Source organism: Martelella lutilitoris, assembly GCF_005924265.1.
GTDB classification, from domain to species: Bacteria; Pseudomonadota; Alphaproteobacteria; order Rhizobiales; family Rhizobiaceae; genus Martelella; species Martelella lutilitoris.
This window is the reverse complement of sequence record NZ_VCLB01000007.1, coordinates 195,181-208,550: the sequence shown is the minus strand read 5'-3', so window position 1 is coordinate 208,550 and position 13,370 is coordinate 195,181. Positions and strand designations below refer to the sequence as shown.

The 13,370-nt window shown below is 61.9% G+C and carries 14 protein-coding genes; 12 read left to right on the top strand and 2 right to left on the bottom strand.

Going from position 1 to position 13,370, the window contains the following annotated elements; genetic code table 11:
• Positions 1 to 6 precede the first annotated feature (6 nt).
• From FF124_RS13885 to FF124_RS13845, 9 genes are all read left to right on the top strand, one after another.
• Entirely contained in the window at positions 7 to 1,395 is a 1,389-nt protein-coding gene (locus FF124_RS13885; RefSeq protein ID WP_138749088.1) for a pyruvate dehydrogenase complex E1 component subunit beta, read from the top strand.
• Between the two features lie 12 nt (positions 1,396 to 1,407).
• The gene (locus FF124_RS13880; RefSeq protein WP_138749087.1) at positions 1,408 to 2,781 is read left to right on the top strand and encodes a pyruvate dehydrogenase complex dihydrolipoamide acetyltransferase; all 1,374 of its coding nucleotides are present in this window, start codon (positions 1,408 to 1,410) and stop codon (positions 2,779 to 2,781) included.
• 26 nt (positions 2,782 to 2,807) lie between these two features.
• Positions 2,808 to 3,446 carry an SGNH/GDSL hydrolase family protein gene (locus FF124_RS13875; RefSeq protein ID WP_138749086.1) on the top strand — a complete coding sequence of 213 codons (639 nt, stop codon included), beginning with the start codon at positions 2,808 to 2,810 and terminating at the stop codon, positions 3,444 to 3,446.
• An 88-nt stretch (positions 3,447 to 3,534) separates the two neighbouring features.
• Positions 3,535 to 3,771, top strand: coding sequence for an HP1242/YdcH family protein (locus tag FF124_RS13870; RefSeq protein WP_138749085.1), 237 nt, complete (start codon positions 3,535 to 3,537; stop codon positions 3,769 to 3,771).
• A gap of 68 nt (positions 3,772 to 3,839) precedes the next feature.
• Entirely contained in the window at positions 3,840 to 5,285 is a 1,446-nt protein-coding gene (gene lpdA / locus FF124_RS13865) for a dihydrolipoyl dehydrogenase (protein WP_138749084.1), read from the top strand.
• 71 nt (positions 5,286 to 5,356) lie between these two features.
• Entirely contained in the window at positions 5,357 to 5,608 is a 252-nt protein-coding gene (locus FF124_RS13860; RefSeq protein ID WP_138749083.1) for a GlsB/YeaQ/YmgE family stress response membrane protein, read from the top strand.
• A 59-nt stretch (positions 5,609 to 5,667) separates the two neighbouring features.
• Positions 5,668 to 6,642, top strand: a complete 975-nt coding sequence (gene lipA, locus FF124_RS13855; RefSeq protein WP_138749082.1) for a lipoyl synthase — start codon at positions 5,668 to 5,670, stop codon at positions 6,640 to 6,642.
• Between the two features lie 46 nt (positions 6,643 to 6,688).
• Positions 6,689 to 7,318 carry a P-loop NTPase family protein gene (locus tag FF124_RS13850; protein ID WP_246072431.1) on the top strand — a complete coding sequence of 210 codons (630 nt, stop codon included), beginning with the start codon at positions 6,689 to 6,691 and terminating at the stop codon, positions 7,316 to 7,318.
• Positions 7,319 to 7,327: 9 nt separating this feature from the next.
• Positions 7,328 to 7,774: a type II toxin-antitoxin system RatA family toxin gene (locus FF124_RS13845; RefSeq protein ID WP_138749081.1), complete on the top strand. Its 447-nt coding sequence runs from the start codon at positions 7,328 to 7,330 to the stop codon at positions 7,772 to 7,774.
• On the opposite strand, the gene FF124_RS13840 is transcribed toward FF124_RS13845, so the two are convergent.
• Together FF124_RS13840 and FF124_RS13835 are read right to left on the bottom strand one after the other, a co-directional pair.
• Positions 7,765 to 8,259, bottom strand: a complete 495-nt coding sequence (locus FF124_RS13840) for a CinA family protein (protein WP_138749080.1) — start codon at positions 8,257 to 8,259, stop codon at positions 7,765 to 7,767. The genes FF124_RS13845 and FF124_RS13840 overlap by 10 nt on opposite strands.
• On the bottom strand, positions 8,256 to 9,467 hold the full coding sequence (locus tag FF124_RS13835) for a bifunctional 2-C-methyl-D-erythritol 4-phosphate cytidylyltransferase/2-C-methyl-D-erythritol 2,4-cyclodiphosphate synthase (protein WP_138749079.1): 1,212 nt from the start codon (positions 9,465 to 9,467) through the stop codon (positions 8,256 to 8,258). The genes FF124_RS13840 and FF124_RS13835 overlap by 4 nt, the downstream gene beginning before the upstream one ends.
• A 146-nt stretch (positions 9,468 to 9,613) precedes the next feature.
• Here FF124_RS13835 and dusB point away from each other — a divergent pair, with 146 nt between their 5' ends.
• The 3 genes from dusB to ntrC are packed head-to-tail and all read left to right on the top strand — an operon-like array spanning position 9,614 to position 13,220.
• Entirely contained in the window at positions 9,614 to 10,630 is a 1,017-nt protein-coding gene (gene dusB, locus FF124_RS13830; protein ID WP_138749078.1) for a tRNA dihydrouridine synthase DusB, read from the top strand.
• Positions 10,627 to 11,769, top strand: coding sequence for a two-component system sensor histidine kinase NtrB (locus FF124_RS13825; RefSeq protein WP_138749077.1), 1,143 nt, complete (start codon positions 10,627 to 10,629; stop codon positions 11,767 to 11,769). The genes dusB and FF124_RS13825 overlap by 4 nt, the downstream gene beginning before the upstream one ends.
• Positions 11,766 to 13,220, top strand: a complete 1,455-nt coding sequence (gene ntrC / locus FF124_RS13820) for a nitrogen regulation protein NR(I) (RefSeq protein ID WP_138749076.1) — start codon at positions 11,766 to 11,768, stop codon at positions 13,218 to 13,220. Before FF124_RS13825 ends, ntrC begins: the two co-directional genes overlap by 4 nt.
• The last annotated feature ends 150 nt before the right edge of the window (positions 13,221 to 13,370 follow it).

Sequence of the window (13,370 nt, the reverse complement as noted above, 5' to 3'; positions counted from 1 at the left end):
ATATAAATGCCTACCAATATTCTCATGCCGGCGCTCTCCCCGACGATGGAAGAGGGCAACCTCACCAAATGGCTCAAGAAGGAAGGCGACAGCGTCGCCGCCGGGGACATCCTTGCCGAAATCGAAACCGACAAGGCGACGATGGAAGTCGAGGCCGTCGATGAAGGCACGCTCGGCAAGATCCTGATTTCCGAAGGCACCGAGGGCGTCAAGGTCAACACGCCGATCGCGGTTCTCCTTGAGGAAGGCGAAAGCGCCGACGATATCGACGAGGCCGCGACCAAGGCGCCCGAGGAAACGAAGGCTCCGGAAGTCGCCGAGGAAGAAAAGCCGCAGGCTTCTCCCGACGCCGTTCCCGCCGAGCCGAAAGCCGCCGAGGCCGCCTCCGATCCGGATATTCCGGAAGGCACGGAAATGGTGATGACGACGGTGCGCGAAGCGCTGCGTGACGCCATGGCGGAAGAAATGCGCGCCGACGGCGATGTGTTCGTCATGGGCGAGGAAGTCGCCGAATATCAGGGCGCCTACAAGATCACGCAGGGCTTGCTGCAGGAATTCGGCGCCAAGCGCGTCGTCGACACGCCGATCACCGAGCACGGCTTTGCCGGCGTCGGCATTGGCGCGGCGCTTGCCGGGCTGAAGCCGATCGTCGAGTTCATGACCTTCAACTTCGCCATGCAGGCGATGGACCAGATCATCAACTCCGCCGCCAAGACCCACTACATGTCCGGCGGCCAGATGGAGAGTTCGATCGTGTTCCGCGGTCCGAACGGGGCAGCGGCGCGTGTTGCAGCGCAGCATTCGCAGTGCTACGCGGCCTGGTACAGCCATATTCCGGGCCTCAAGGTTGTCATGCCGTATACGGCCGCTGACGCGAAGGGTCTGCTGAAGGCTGCGATCCGCGATCCGAACCCGGTCATCTTCCTCGAAAACGAGATCCTCTACGGTCACAAGTTCGAAGTGCCGAAGATGGACGATTTCGTCCTGCCGATCGGCAAGGCACGCATCCATCGCAAGGGCAAGGACGCGACGCTCGTCTCCTTCGGTATCGGCATGACCTATGCGGTCGAAGCGGCTGAAAAGCTTGCGGAAGATGGCGTCGACGTCGAGGTGATCGACCTCAGGACCATCCGTCCGATGGACCTGCAGACGGTTGTCGAATCGGTGAAGAAGACCGGCCGCCTGGTCACGGTGGAGGAAGGCTTCCCGCAGTCCTCCGTCGGAACCGAGATCGCGACCCGCGTCATGCAGCAGGCCTTCGACTATCTCGATGCGCCGATCATGACGATTGCCGGCAAGGACGTTCCGATGCCATATGCCGCGAACCTCGAAAAGCTCGCCCTGCCGAACGTCGGTGAAGTCATCGATGCGGTCAAGGCCGTCTGCTACAAGTAAGGGAGACGTTCGATGCCGATCAAGATTACGATGCCGGCGCTTTCCCCGACCATGGAGGAGGGCAACCTTTCCAAATGGCTGGTGAAGGAAGGCGACAGCGTTTCGGCCGGTGATGTGATCGCCGAGATCGAAACCGACAAGGCAACGATGGAAGTCGAAGCCGTCGATGAGGGCACGGTCGCCAAAATCGTGGTGCCTGAGGGTACCCAGGGCGTGCAGGTCAATGCGCTGATCGCGATCCTTGCCGAAGAAGGCGAAGACGCAGCAGAAGCGGCCGAGGGTGGCGATGCCGCTCCGGCCGCAAAGGAAGAGCCCAAGCAGGAAGCCAAGGCCGAGGCGCCCAAGGAAGAGAAGACCGGGGATGCTGTCGCCAAGGGCGGCATCCCGTCTTCCGATACGCCGGTTCCCGAACCCGAGGCCCCGGCAGCACCCAAGGCCGACGGCGAGCGCATTTTCGCCTCGCCGCTCGCCCGTCGTCTGGCCAAGGAAGAGGGGCTCGACCTTGCAGCCCTTTCCGGCTCCGGCCCGCACGGCCGCATCGTCAAGCGCGACATCGAAAAGGCCGTCAGCGAGGGCGTCGGCAAGACCGCGCCGAAGGCGGAAGCGCCCGCTGGCGAGAAGGCTGCCGCCGCACCGATCCCGCAGGCCCAGTCGGAAGACGCCGTTCTCAAACTGTTCGAGGAAGGCTCCTACGAGCTCGTGCCGCATGACGGCATGCGCAAGACCATTGCCAAGCGCCTACAGGAGAGCAAGCAGACCATTCCGCATTTCTATGTGACGGTGGACTGCGAACTCGACGCCCTTCTTGCGCTCAGGAGCCAGCTCAACAAGGCGGCCCCGGTCAAGGACGACAAGCCGGTCTACAAGCTCTCGGTCAACGACATGGTGATCAAGGCCATGGCGCTGGCGCTGCGCGATGTTCCGGAAGCCAATGTGTCCTGGACGGAGAGCAACATGGTCGTGCACAAGCATGTGGACGTCGGCGTTGCCGTTTCCATTCCGGGCGGGCTGATCACGCCGATTATCCGCAAGGCCGAGGAAAAGCCGTTGTCCGTCATCTCCAACGAGATGAAGGACATGGGCAAGCGCGCCAGGGATAAGAAGCTGAAACCGGCCGAATATCAGGGCGGCACCACGGCGGTCTCCAACATGGGCATGATGGGCGTCAAGGACTTCGCCGCGGTCGTCAATCCGCCTCACGCCTCGATCCTCGCGGTCGGCGCCGGCGAGAAGCGGGCTGTGGTCAAGAACGACGAGATCACCATCGCGACCATGATGTCGGTGACCCTTTCGACCGACCACCGCTGCGTTGACGGCGCGCTGGCGGCCCGGATTCTGGCCTCGTTCAAGGGCTATATCGAAAACCCGATGTCGATGCTAGTCTGACAGGTCTTGTGCAGGGATGATGCGCTATGAAAACAGTCCTGTGCTACGGTGATTCCCTGACCTTCGGGCATGATCCGGTCGGAAACGGCCGGCATGCTCATGAGGACCGGTGGCCGATGGTGCTGCAGAAGGCTCTGGGCGAGGGCGTTCACGTCCTCTCCGAAGCGCTCGGCGGCCGCACCACGGCCTATGACGATCACGGTGCGGCGGCCGACCGCAACGGCGTGCGTGTTCTGCCGACGCTTCTCGCCAGCCATACGCCGCTCGATCTCGTCATCATCATGCTCGGCACCAATGACCTGAAGCCCTGGACGGGCGGCGGCGCGTTCGGCGCGCGCAGCGGGCTCAAGCGGCTGATCGAGATCGTCCGTTCGCATCCCTATTCCTTCGGCGATGATGCCCCGGACATTCTCGTGGTCTCGCCGCCGCATGCGGTGCCCACGGCCAACGATACCGGCATGGGTTTTCTCAACGGCGTGGTCGAACAATCGCAGATGTTGTCGACCTACTACAGCGAGATCGCCGACGAACTGGGTTGCGGGTTTTACGATGCGGCCTCGGTTGCCAAGGCAAGCCCGATCGACGGTGTTCATCTGGACGCGGCAAATACGCGGGCGATCGGCCGCGGCCTCGAGCCGATTGTGCGGATGATGCTAGGCATGTGAATGGCGTCGGATTTGACAGGAATCAAGGAGTAGGGCCCGGTAAAGGTTAGCGTTGGTTATCGTCTTCAATCACAGGAGGAAATATCCAATGTCGAATACCCCACACGAACTGGCCGATGAATTCCCGGATCTGGTCGACAAGATGCACGCTTTGAAGGTCGAGGATTCGCGTTTTGCCAAACTGCTCGACGAATATCACGAGGTAAACCGCGCGGTTCATCGCGCGGAAACGAAGATCGAACCGACCGACGACACGCATATGGAAGACATGCGCAAGCGCCGGATGGTTCTGAAAGATGAAATCTACGGGATGCTGAGCGCCTAAGAACACGCGGCATCCCCTTAATTGGGCCGGGCTTGCCGCCCGGCTCCTTCGCAAAGGAGATGAGCCCCGTGTCCCAGAACTATGATGTCATCGTCATCGGCGCCGGTCCTGGCGGCTATATCGCTGCAATTCGCGCGGCACAGCTCGGCCTCAAGACGGCCGTCGTCGAACGCGAACACATGGCCGGTATCTGCTCCAACTGGGGCTGCATTCCCACCAAGGCGCTGCTGCGCTCCGCCGAGATCCTCGATTTCACCGCCCATGCGAAGGAGTACGGCCTCTCCGTCGACGGTTCGGTCAAGGCTGATCTTGAAGCCATCGTCAAGCGCTCGCGCGGCATTGCCGAGCGGATGAATGCCGGCGTCGGCTTTCTGATGAAGAAGAACAAGGTCGACATCATCTGGGGCGAGGCGACGCTGTCGAAGCCCGGCGAAGTCACCGTTTCCGAAGTGAAGAAGAAGATCGTCGAGCCGCAGGCTCCGAAGCCGAAAAATGCGCTCGGCGCCGGGACCTATTCGGCCAAGCACATCATCGTTGCCACCGGCGCGCGTCCGCGCGCGCTTCCGGGCATCGAACCCGACGGCAAGCTGATCTGGACCTATTTCGACGCGCTGAAGCCGGCCAAGCTGCCGAAATCGCTGCTGGTCATGGGCTCGGGCGCGATCGGCATCGAATTCGCCTCCTTCTATCGTTCGCTCGGCGTCGAGGTGACGGTGGTCGAAGTGATGAAGCAGGTCATGCCGGTGGAAGACGCCGAAATTGCCAAATTCGCCCAGAAGCGTCTGGAAAAGCGCGGCATCAAGATCATGCTGGAAGCCAAGGTTTCCAAGGTCGAGAAAGGCAGCGACAATATCACGGCCCATGTGGAAACCAAGGACGGCAAGGTGGAGAAGATTACCGCCGACCGGATGATCTCGGCCGTGGGCGTCCAGGGCAATATCGAGAATATCGGGCTGGAAAAGCTCGGCATCAAGACCGATCGTGGCTGCATCGTCATCGACGACTACTGCAAGACCAATATCGAGGGCATCTATGCCATCGGCGACGTCGCAGGCCCGCCGATGCTCGCCCACAAGGCCGAGCATGAAGCGGTGATCTGCGTCGAGAAGCTGGCGGGCGAAAAGAACGTCCATCCGCTCGACAAGCTGAAGGTTCCCGGCTGCACCTATTGTAACCCGCAGGTCGCCTCCGTCGGACTGACGGAAGCCAAGGCCAAGGAAGCCGGCTATGACGTCCGCGTCGGCCGCTACAGCTTCGTCGCCAACGGCAAGGCGGTTGCGCTCGGCGAGGACCAGGGCATGGTCAAGACGGTGTTCGACAAGAAGACCGGCGAACTTCTCGGCGCTCATATGGTGGGCGCGGAAGTGACCGAACTGATCGAGGGCTTTGTCGTCGCCATGAACCTCGAGACCACCGAGGAAGAGCTGATGCACACCATCTTCCCGCACCCGACGCTGTCGGAAATGATGAAGGAAAGCGTGCTGGACGCTTATGGACGTGCACTGAACGCCTGATTCCTTTATGGTGGCGGGGCAGGCCAGAAGGAGGCCTGCCTCAACACTGAAGAGAGAAGGGAGCGCATTTCATGGAAGAACAGGGTGTAGGCTGGATCGCCGCCATCGTCATCGGCGGTATCGCAGGCTGGCTTGCCGAGAAATTCATGAAGTCCGAGATGGGCGTCATCATGAACATCATTCTCGGCATCGTCGGTGCCATTGTCGCGAACGCCATTCTTGGCCTGTTCGGCATTGCCCTCGGGGGCTGGCTCGGCTACCTCATCGCCGGCTTCATCGGCGCGGTGATCTTGATCTGGGTCGGGCGTCTGATAAAGCGCTGACAAGGGATTGCAGAAAAGCCGTCCGGGCCTTCAGGCTCGGCGGCACGCAAGGATGAAAGATGGTTACGCTTCTTGATACGACTGGCAACGCCCCCAAAAGGGTCCGTCATCCGGAAAAGGCACATAAGCCCGATACGGAGGTGATGCGCAAGCCGGACTGGATCCGGGTGAAGGCGCCGACCTCGAAGGGCTATCAGGAAACCCGCGGCATCGTGAAGGAGAACAAGCTCGTCACGGTCTGCGAGGAAGCCGGCTGTCCGAATGTCGGGGAATGCTGGGACAAGAAGCATGCCTCCTTCATGATCATGGGCGAGATCTGCACGCGCGCCTGCGCCTTCTGCAACGTCTCCACCGGCCGCCCCGGCGCGCTCGATCCGCACGAGCCGGAAAATATCGGCAAGGCCGTCAGCCAGATGGGTCTGAGCCATGTCGTCATCACCTCCGTCGACCGCGATGATCTCGCCGACGGCGGCGCGGAGCACTTCGAGAAGGTAATCCTTGCCATCCGCGCGGCCTCGCCCTCGACCACGATCGAGGTTCTGACGCCGGACTTCCTGCGCAAGCCCGGTGCCCTGGAACGCGTTGTTGCGGCCCGTCCGGACGTCTTCAACCACAATCTGGAAACCGTGCCGTCGAACTACCTCACGGTTCGCCCCGGCGCGCGTTATTTCCATTCCATCCGCCTTCTTCAGCGGGTGAAGGAGCTCGATCCGAACATGTTCACCAAGTCCGGCATCATGGTCGGCCTCGGCGAGGAGCGGAACGAAATCCTGCAACTGATGGATGATCTGAGGACGGCGGATGTCGACTTCCTCACCATCGGGCAATACCTCCAGCCGACCCGCAAGCACCACCGCGTGGTCAGTTTCGTGACGCCGGAAGAGTTCAAGTCCTACGAGACGGTCGCCTATACAAAGGGCTTCCTCATGGTCTCCGCAAGCCCGCTGACGCGCTCGTCGCATCATGCCGGCGACGACTTTGCGCGGCTGCGCGAGAACCGGGCGAAGAAGCAGGCGCAGTTGGCCGCGGAATAGGGTAGGGCTTCTCCCTCTGCCGGCTCCGGTCGGCCTTAACCCTAACATGATCAAGCACTTGCCTGAGTTGCAGGCGAGTTGTATATCCCCTAGCCTGAGGTTGGGGGAGTTCATGAGACAGGTGCCGGTCAGGGAAGCAGCGGTGCTCTTGCACACCGCGCGGCGCATCATGGTCATCGGGTGTTCGGGCAGCGGCAAATCAACGCTCTCACGCCGGATCTGCGCCCGCTTCGATCTGCCTTATGTCTCTATGGACCGCGATATATTTTGGCTGCCCGGCTGGGTGATGCGGGAACGCTCCGACATTATCGCCAAGGTTGAACGCTATGCCAGCGGCGGCGCTTGGGTCTTCGACGGCAATAATTGCGAAACGATGCCCTCGCGGCTCAGGCGCGCAGACCTCGTGCTTTGGCTGGCGCCGCCGCGGCGCGTCAGTCTTTTCGGTGCGATGAAGCGCATGGCCGGCTCTTATGGCGAGGTCAGGGCGGACATGGCGCCAGGATGTCCCGAGCGGTTTGACTTCGCTTTTCTGCGCTATATCTGGAACTTCAATGAGCAGACGGCGCCGAAAATGGAGCGCATGATCAATCTGGACGGTGCGCGCGTTCCTGTCTGCGTGTTGAAATCGCGCCGTGAGATGAACGAACTGCTTGCGCTTTCGGGCGTAGGCCATTAGCTGAAAACCATGCCCGAGTTCAAGACCACAAGACATGTCCACCATTCCGCCGACCGGATGTTCGCCCTCGTTGCCGATGTCGAGCGCTATCCCGAATTTCTGCCGCTGTGCGAGGCGCTGTCGGTGCGCTCCTCGCGGGAAAAGGACGGCAAGACCCTGCTGATTGCCGATATGACGGTCGGCTACAAGGGGATCCGCGAGAGCTTCACCACCCAGGTGCTTCTGAACCACGAGGAACGCCGGATCGACGTCAGCTATGTCGATGGCCCGTTTCGCTTTCTCGACAATTGCTGGCATTTCCAGCCCGAGGGTGAGGATGCCTGTGCGGTCCAGTTCTACATCAATTATGAGTTCAAGAACCGCATCCTCGGCGCGATGATGGGCTCGATGTTCGACCGCGCCTTCCGCAAGTTCTCCGAGGCCTTCGAGGCCCGTGCCGACAAGATCTACGACTGAATAAGCCCCTCCAGCATGCCGAGCGCTGTCTGCACCGTGGCGATCCTTATGCCCTCGCGGCCGATGTCGCCGTAGCGGCTTTCGATGTGATGCAGGCGGCCGTGACGATCACGGGCGGCAAGATGAACGAGGCCGACGGGCTTTTCCGCAGAGCCTCCGCTCGGTCCGGCAATCCCGGTCACGGCAATAGCGAGATCGGCGCCGGAACGCCACAATGCGCCTGCCGACATCTGCAGCGCGGTTTCGCGCGAGACCGCGCCGGCCGTTGCCAGCGTTTCGGCGCTGACGCCGAGCATGTCGATCTTCGCCTGGTTGGAATAGGTCACATAGCCGCGATCGACAACGGCCGAGGAGCCGGCGATTTCGGTCAGCGCGCCGATGATCAGGCCGCCCGTGCAGCTTTCCGCCGTGGCGATGGTCTTGCCGGCCGCTGTGCAGTGCTCGATCAGAAGCCTGGCCCGTTCTTCGATATCCGCATTGTTCATCGCATGTTTCCGTAACTGACGCTTGCCGTCGCTATGGCGGCGATGCCTTCCTTTCGGCCTACAAAGCCGATCGTTTCGTTGGTGGTCGCCTTGACTGAGCAGCGGGTGAGGTCAATGCCCAGGCAGTCGGCGATCGCGCGGCGCATCGCCTGGCGATGAGGGCCGATCTTGGGCGCCTCCGCGATCAGACTGACATCGGCATTGAGGATGACGCCGCCATGGGCGCGCACGATCTTCGCCGCATGCGCCAGAAAGATATCCGAGGCCGCGCCCTTCCATTGCGGATCGGACGGCGGAAAATGATCGCCGATATCGCCTTCGCCGCAGGTGGCAAGCAGCGCATCGGTCAGCGCGTGGAAGGCGACATCGGCATCCGAATGGCCCGAAAGCGTCATGTCATGGGGGATGCGCACGCCGCAGAGCGTCACGCCGTCGCCGGGCACGAGCTTGTGCACATCATAGCCGTTGCCAGTGCGGATATCGGCAACCAGGTTGCGCGAAAGCTTTTCATCGGCCATGGCGATATCCCTCCGGAAGGTCAGCTTCACATTGTCGGCGAGCCCGTCGACCAGGCGCACGCCAAGGCCCGCCCATTCGGCGATGCCGGCGTCATCAGTGAAATCGAGTCGTCCTTCTTCGGCGGCGTTTTTGTGGGCGGCGTAGATCGTGCCGAAATCGAAGGCCTGCGGGGTCTGGGCGGCGAAAAGGCCGGTGCGCGGCACGGTTCCGGCCACCATGTGGCGGGCGTCTGCCTGCTTCAGCGTATCAGAGACAGCAATGGCGGGAAGAACAGCGTTGTCGCCGGCTTTCAGCGCGGTGCAGATGCGCTCGATCAGCGCCGCATCGAAGAACGGACGCACGGCATCATGGATCAGCACATGGCTCGGGGCCTGTGGTTCAAGGGCCCTGAGCCCGTTCAGAACCGATTGCTGGCGGGTCGTGCCGCCATGGACGAACCGGATGTCGCCGGGCTTGCGCACATGCGACACAGCGTCGCGGAACAGCGCCTCGTCATCGGGGTGGATGACCACGACAATGCCGGCCGTTGCTCCGCCCCATTCGACAAATCCGGAAAGCGTGTGCGAAATCACCGGGATACCGCCGATGGGGCGATATTGTTTGGGCCCTTCCTCGGGCGTGCCTGCCCGTTCTCCACGGCCTGCGGCGACCACGACAATGCCGGGATTGAAGCTTTTGCCTGCTGTCATGATCAGATATGTACCTGCCAGTTGATTCCAGTTGGCGCGAACTTACCCTGATTGCTCCAATTTTCCAGCATATGCCTAAATTTTGTGAACTGCCGGCGAAATCGCTTGGCAAAGAGTACCGACTTGTCTAAAAATAGGGCAATATGATGTGCTGCATGAAAGATAGCCATTTGCCTCATCCCAATCCATCGGATTCTTTTGCCATTGGCAATGTCAGGATCCGCAATCGCGTCATTCTGGCGCCGATGTCGGGCGTCACCGATCTGCCGTTTCGAAAGCTGGCCTCTCGCTTCGGCGCCGGTCTTGTCGTCACCGAAATGATCGCAAGCCGGGAGCTGACATTCAATACCGCCGAAAGCTGGGCGCGCCTTAGAGGCGCAGGGCTCAAGCCGCATGTCGTGCAGCTTGCCGGCCGCGATCCGGCGTACATGGCCGAGGCCGCGCGCATTGCCGAGGCGAACGGCGCCGACATTATCGACATCAACATGGGCTGCCCGGCGAAGAAGGTTGTCGGCGGCTATACCGGCTCGGCGCTGATGCGCGAGCCGGAGCGGGCGCTGGAGATCATTGAGGCGACGGTCAAGGCCGTCAGCGTGCCGGTGACGGTGAAGATGCGGCTTGGCTGGGACCATGACAGTATGAATGCCCGCTATCTCGCCGCGCGCGCCGAAGAGACAGGCGTCAAGGCCATCACGGTGCATGGCCGCACCCGCATGCAGTTTTACAAGGGCAGCGCCGACTGGGATGCCGTCGCCTCGGTCGCCGAGGTCGTCAGCGTGCCCTTCATCGCCAATGGCGATATCGAAAATCGCGGCGATGTCGACAACCTTCTGTCGCGCCCCGGCATCACAGCGGTGATGGCCGGGCGGGCCTGTCAGGGTCGGCCCTGGCATGCCGGCTTCCTCGCCGGCGCGGACGAACTGCCACACGCATTCAAGATTGAAATAGCGCTCGAACATTATCAGGACATACTGTCGTTTTACGGGAAGGATGTGGGCGTGCGCCATGCGCGCAAGCATCTCGGCTGGTATCTCGACCGGCTTGCACCCGATAGTCAGGGTGTCGAAAGAGCTCAAATCATGACCGAGACAAATCCCGATCGGGTCGTCACCCGGCTTGCCGACCTTCTCACCCGCGCTGGCGGGGAAAGGAAGGCCGCATGACCACCGATAATGGCGGCATGCGAAAGGCCGCCGAAATGGTCGCCCTCGAAGTTCTGAACGCGATCCAGAATCCTGTCGTGCTGATCGAGGAGAACGGCCGCATTTCCTACACCAACTGGGAAGCGGAAGTGTTTTTCGGGGCGAGCGCCGCGCATCTTGCGAAAAAGGCGCTCTCCGATTTCATTCCCTTCGACAGCCCGCTTCTCGCCCTCATCTCGCAGGTGCGTGAGCGCCGCGCGCCGGTCAACGAATATCGCGTCGACCTGTCCTCGCCGCGTCTCGGCCAGGACAAGCTGGTGGATATCTATGTCGCGCCGGTCGGCGAGGAGGGCTCCGTCGTCCTTGTCTTCCAGGTTCGCTCCATGGCCGACAAGATCGACCGGCAGCTCGTCCACCGCGCCGCCGCCCGCTCGGTGACGGGGCTTGCCTCCATGTTGGCGCACGAGATCAAGAACCCGCTTTCCGGCATTCGCGGCGCGGCGCAGCTTCTGGAAACCAATGCCAGCGACGAGGACCGGGCGCTGACGCGGCTGATCTGCGACGAGTCCGACCGGATCGTCTCGCTGGTCGACCGCATGGAAGTGTTTTCCGACGAGCGGCCGATCGACCGCGTGCCGCTCAATATCCATTCCGTGCTCGACCATGTGAAGGCGCTGGCCAAGGCGGGATTTGCCCGCAACATCAAGATCACCGAGGAATACGACCCGTCACTGCCGCTGATCTTCGCCAATCGCGACCAGATGGTTCAGGTCTTCCTCAATCTGGTGAAGAACGCCTCGGAGGCCGTCGCCGACAAGCCGGATGGCGAGATCATCCTGACCTCTGCCTACCGACCCGGCATCCGCATGTCTGTTGCGGGAACGCGGGAAAAGATCTCCCTGCCGCTCGAATTCTGCGTGCAGGACAATGGTCCGGGCGTTCCGCCCGATCTCATGCCGCATCTCTTCGATCCCTTCATCACCACCAAGCCGAACGGCACGGGGCTCGGCCTTGCCCTGGTTGCCAAGATCATCGGCGCCCATGGCGGGATCATCGAATGCGAGAATATGAACGGTCGCACGACATTCAGGATCCTGATGCCGGTTTCCAAGGATGTCCTGCCTGCCGAGGCCGCACCGAAAACGGAAAAAGAACAATGACAGCAACGATCCTTGTCGCAGATGATGACGCAGCCATCCGCACCGTGCTGAACCAGGCGCTGAGCCGTGCCGGCTACGATGTCCGCATCACCTCCAACGCCGCCACGCTGTGGCGCTGGGTGTCTTCGGGCGAGGGCGATCTGGTGCTGACCGACGTGGTCATGCCCGACGAGAACGCTTTCGACCTTCTGCCGCGCATCAAGAAATCGCGCCCCGAACTGCCGGTGATCGTGATGAGCGCGCAGAACACCTTCATGACGGCGGTGCGCGCCTCGGAAAAAGGCGCCTATGACTATCTGCCGAAACCCTTCGACCTGACGGAACTGATCGCCATTGTCGGGCGCGCGCTGTCGGAGCCGAAGCGCAAGCCGGCGCCGCTCGGCGATGACATGCAGGACGGCATGCCGCTTGTCGGCCGTTCGGCCGCCATGCAGGAGATCTACCGCGTGCTGGCGCGGCTGATGCAGACCGACCTCACGCTGATGATCACCGGCGAATCGGGAACCGGCAAGGAGCTTGTGGCGCGCGCGCTGCATGATTACGGCAAGCGTCGCAACGGCCCCTTCGTCGCCATCAACATGGCCGCGATCCCGCGCGATCTGATCGAATCTGAACTCTTCGGCCACGAGAAGGGCGCCTTCACCGGCGCCCAGACCCGCTCCTCCGGCCGGTTCGAGCAGGCCGAGGGCGGCACGCTGTTCCTCGACGAGATCGGCGACATGCCGATGGATGCGCAGACGCGCCTGCTGCGCGTTCTGCAGCAGGGCGAATACACCACGGTTGGCGGTCGCACGCCGATCCGCACCGATGTGCGCATCGTTGCCGCCACCAACAAGGACCTCAAGCAGTCGATCCACCAGGGGCTGTTCCGCGAGGACCTCTATTACCGGCTTAACGTGGTGCCGCTGCGCCTGCCGCCGCTGCGCGAACGCGCCGAGGATATCGGCGATCTCGTCCGTCATTTCATCAATGAGGGCGAAGTCGAGGGGCTTGGCGGCAAACGCTTCGAGCAGGCGGCGATCGACGCGATGAAGGCCTATCCCTGGCCGGGCAATGTGCGCGAGCTTGAAAACCTCGTGCGGCGACTGATGGCGCTTTATCCGCAGGAGGTCATCACCCGCGAGATCGTCGAGCAGGAGCTCCAGGCCGACCAGCCGGACGCGCCTGCCGAGGGCGCCCAGGTCCGCACAGGCATGCCGACAATCGCCCAGGCCGTCGAGGAAAACATGCGCAGCTATTTCGCGAGCTTCGGCGAAAGCCTGCCGCCGCCCGGGCTCTACGAGCGTGTGCTGAATGAGGTCGAATATCCGTTGATCCTCGCGGCGCTGACGGCCACGCGCGGCAACCAGATCCGCGCTGCCGATCTTCTCGGCCTCAACCGCAACACATTGCGCAAGAAAATCCGCGAACTTGGCGTTTCGGTCTATCGCAGCTCCCGTGGCTCGTCCTGACAATGCTGTGAAGGCGGCTTCCCGGCCAGCTTTCCGTTGCATTTGTGCCACATTCTGTTGCATATCCTTCTCCAAGGGATGGAATCGCGCGGGTGGCATTCACCTTTGCCGCGAGTGCCCTTGAGCGCTTTTGCCGTTTTTCGGCGAGAG

What these genes read in the sequence shown, in the direction of transcription:
- FF124_RS13885 (WP_138749088.1), top strand. Translation starts at nt 7, where the DNA reads ATGCCTACCAATATTCTCATGCCGGCGCTCTCCCCGACGATGGAAGAG.
- FF124_RS13880 (WP_138749087.1), top strand. Translation starts at nt 1,408, where the DNA reads ATGCCGATCAAGATTACGATGCCGGCGCTTTCCCCGACCATGGAGGAG.
- FF124_RS13875 (WP_138749086.1), top strand. Translation starts at nt 2,808, where the DNA reads ATGAAAACAGTCCTGTGCTACGGTGATTCCCTGACCTTCGGGCATGAT.
- FF124_RS13870 (WP_138749085.1), top strand. Translation starts at nt 3,535, where the DNA reads ATGTCGAATACCCCACACGAACTGGCCGATGAATTCCCGGATCTGGTC.
- FF124_RS13860 (WP_138749083.1), top strand. Translation starts at nt 5,357, where the DNA reads ATGGAAGAACAGGGTGTAGGCTGGATCGCCGCCATCGTCATCGGCGGT.
- lipA (WP_138749082.1), top strand. Translation starts at nt 5,668, where the DNA reads ATGGTTACGCTTCTTGATACGACTGGCAACGCCCCCAAAAGGGTCCGT.
- FF124_RS13850 (WP_246072431.1), top strand. Translation starts at nt 6,689, where the DNA reads ATGATCAAGCACTTGCCTGAGTTGCAGGCGAGTTGTATATCCCCTAGC.
- FF124_RS13845 (WP_138749081.1), top strand. Translation starts at nt 7,328, where the DNA reads ATGCCCGAGTTCAAGACCACAAGACATGTCCACCATTCCGCCGACCGG.
- FF124_RS13840 (WP_138749080.1), bottom strand. Translation starts at nt 8,259, where the DNA reads ATGAACAATGCGGATATCGAAGAACGGGCCAGGCTTCTGATCGAGCAC.
- FF124_RS13835 (WP_138749079.1), bottom strand. Translation starts at nt 9,467, where the DNA reads ATGACAGCAGGCAAAAGCTTCAATCCCGGCATTGTCGTGGTCGCCGCA.
- dusB (WP_138749078.1), top strand. Translation starts at nt 9,614, where the DNA reads ATGTGCTGCATGAAAGATAGCCATTTGCCTCATCCCAATCCATCGGAT.
- FF124_RS13825 (WP_138749077.1), top strand. Translation starts at nt 10,627, where the DNA reads ATGACCACCGATAATGGCGGCATGCGAAAGGCCGCCGAAATGGTCGCC.
- ntrC (WP_138749076.1), top strand. Translation starts at nt 11,766, where the DNA reads ATGACAGCAACGATCCTTGTCGCAGATGATGACGCAGCCATCCGCACC.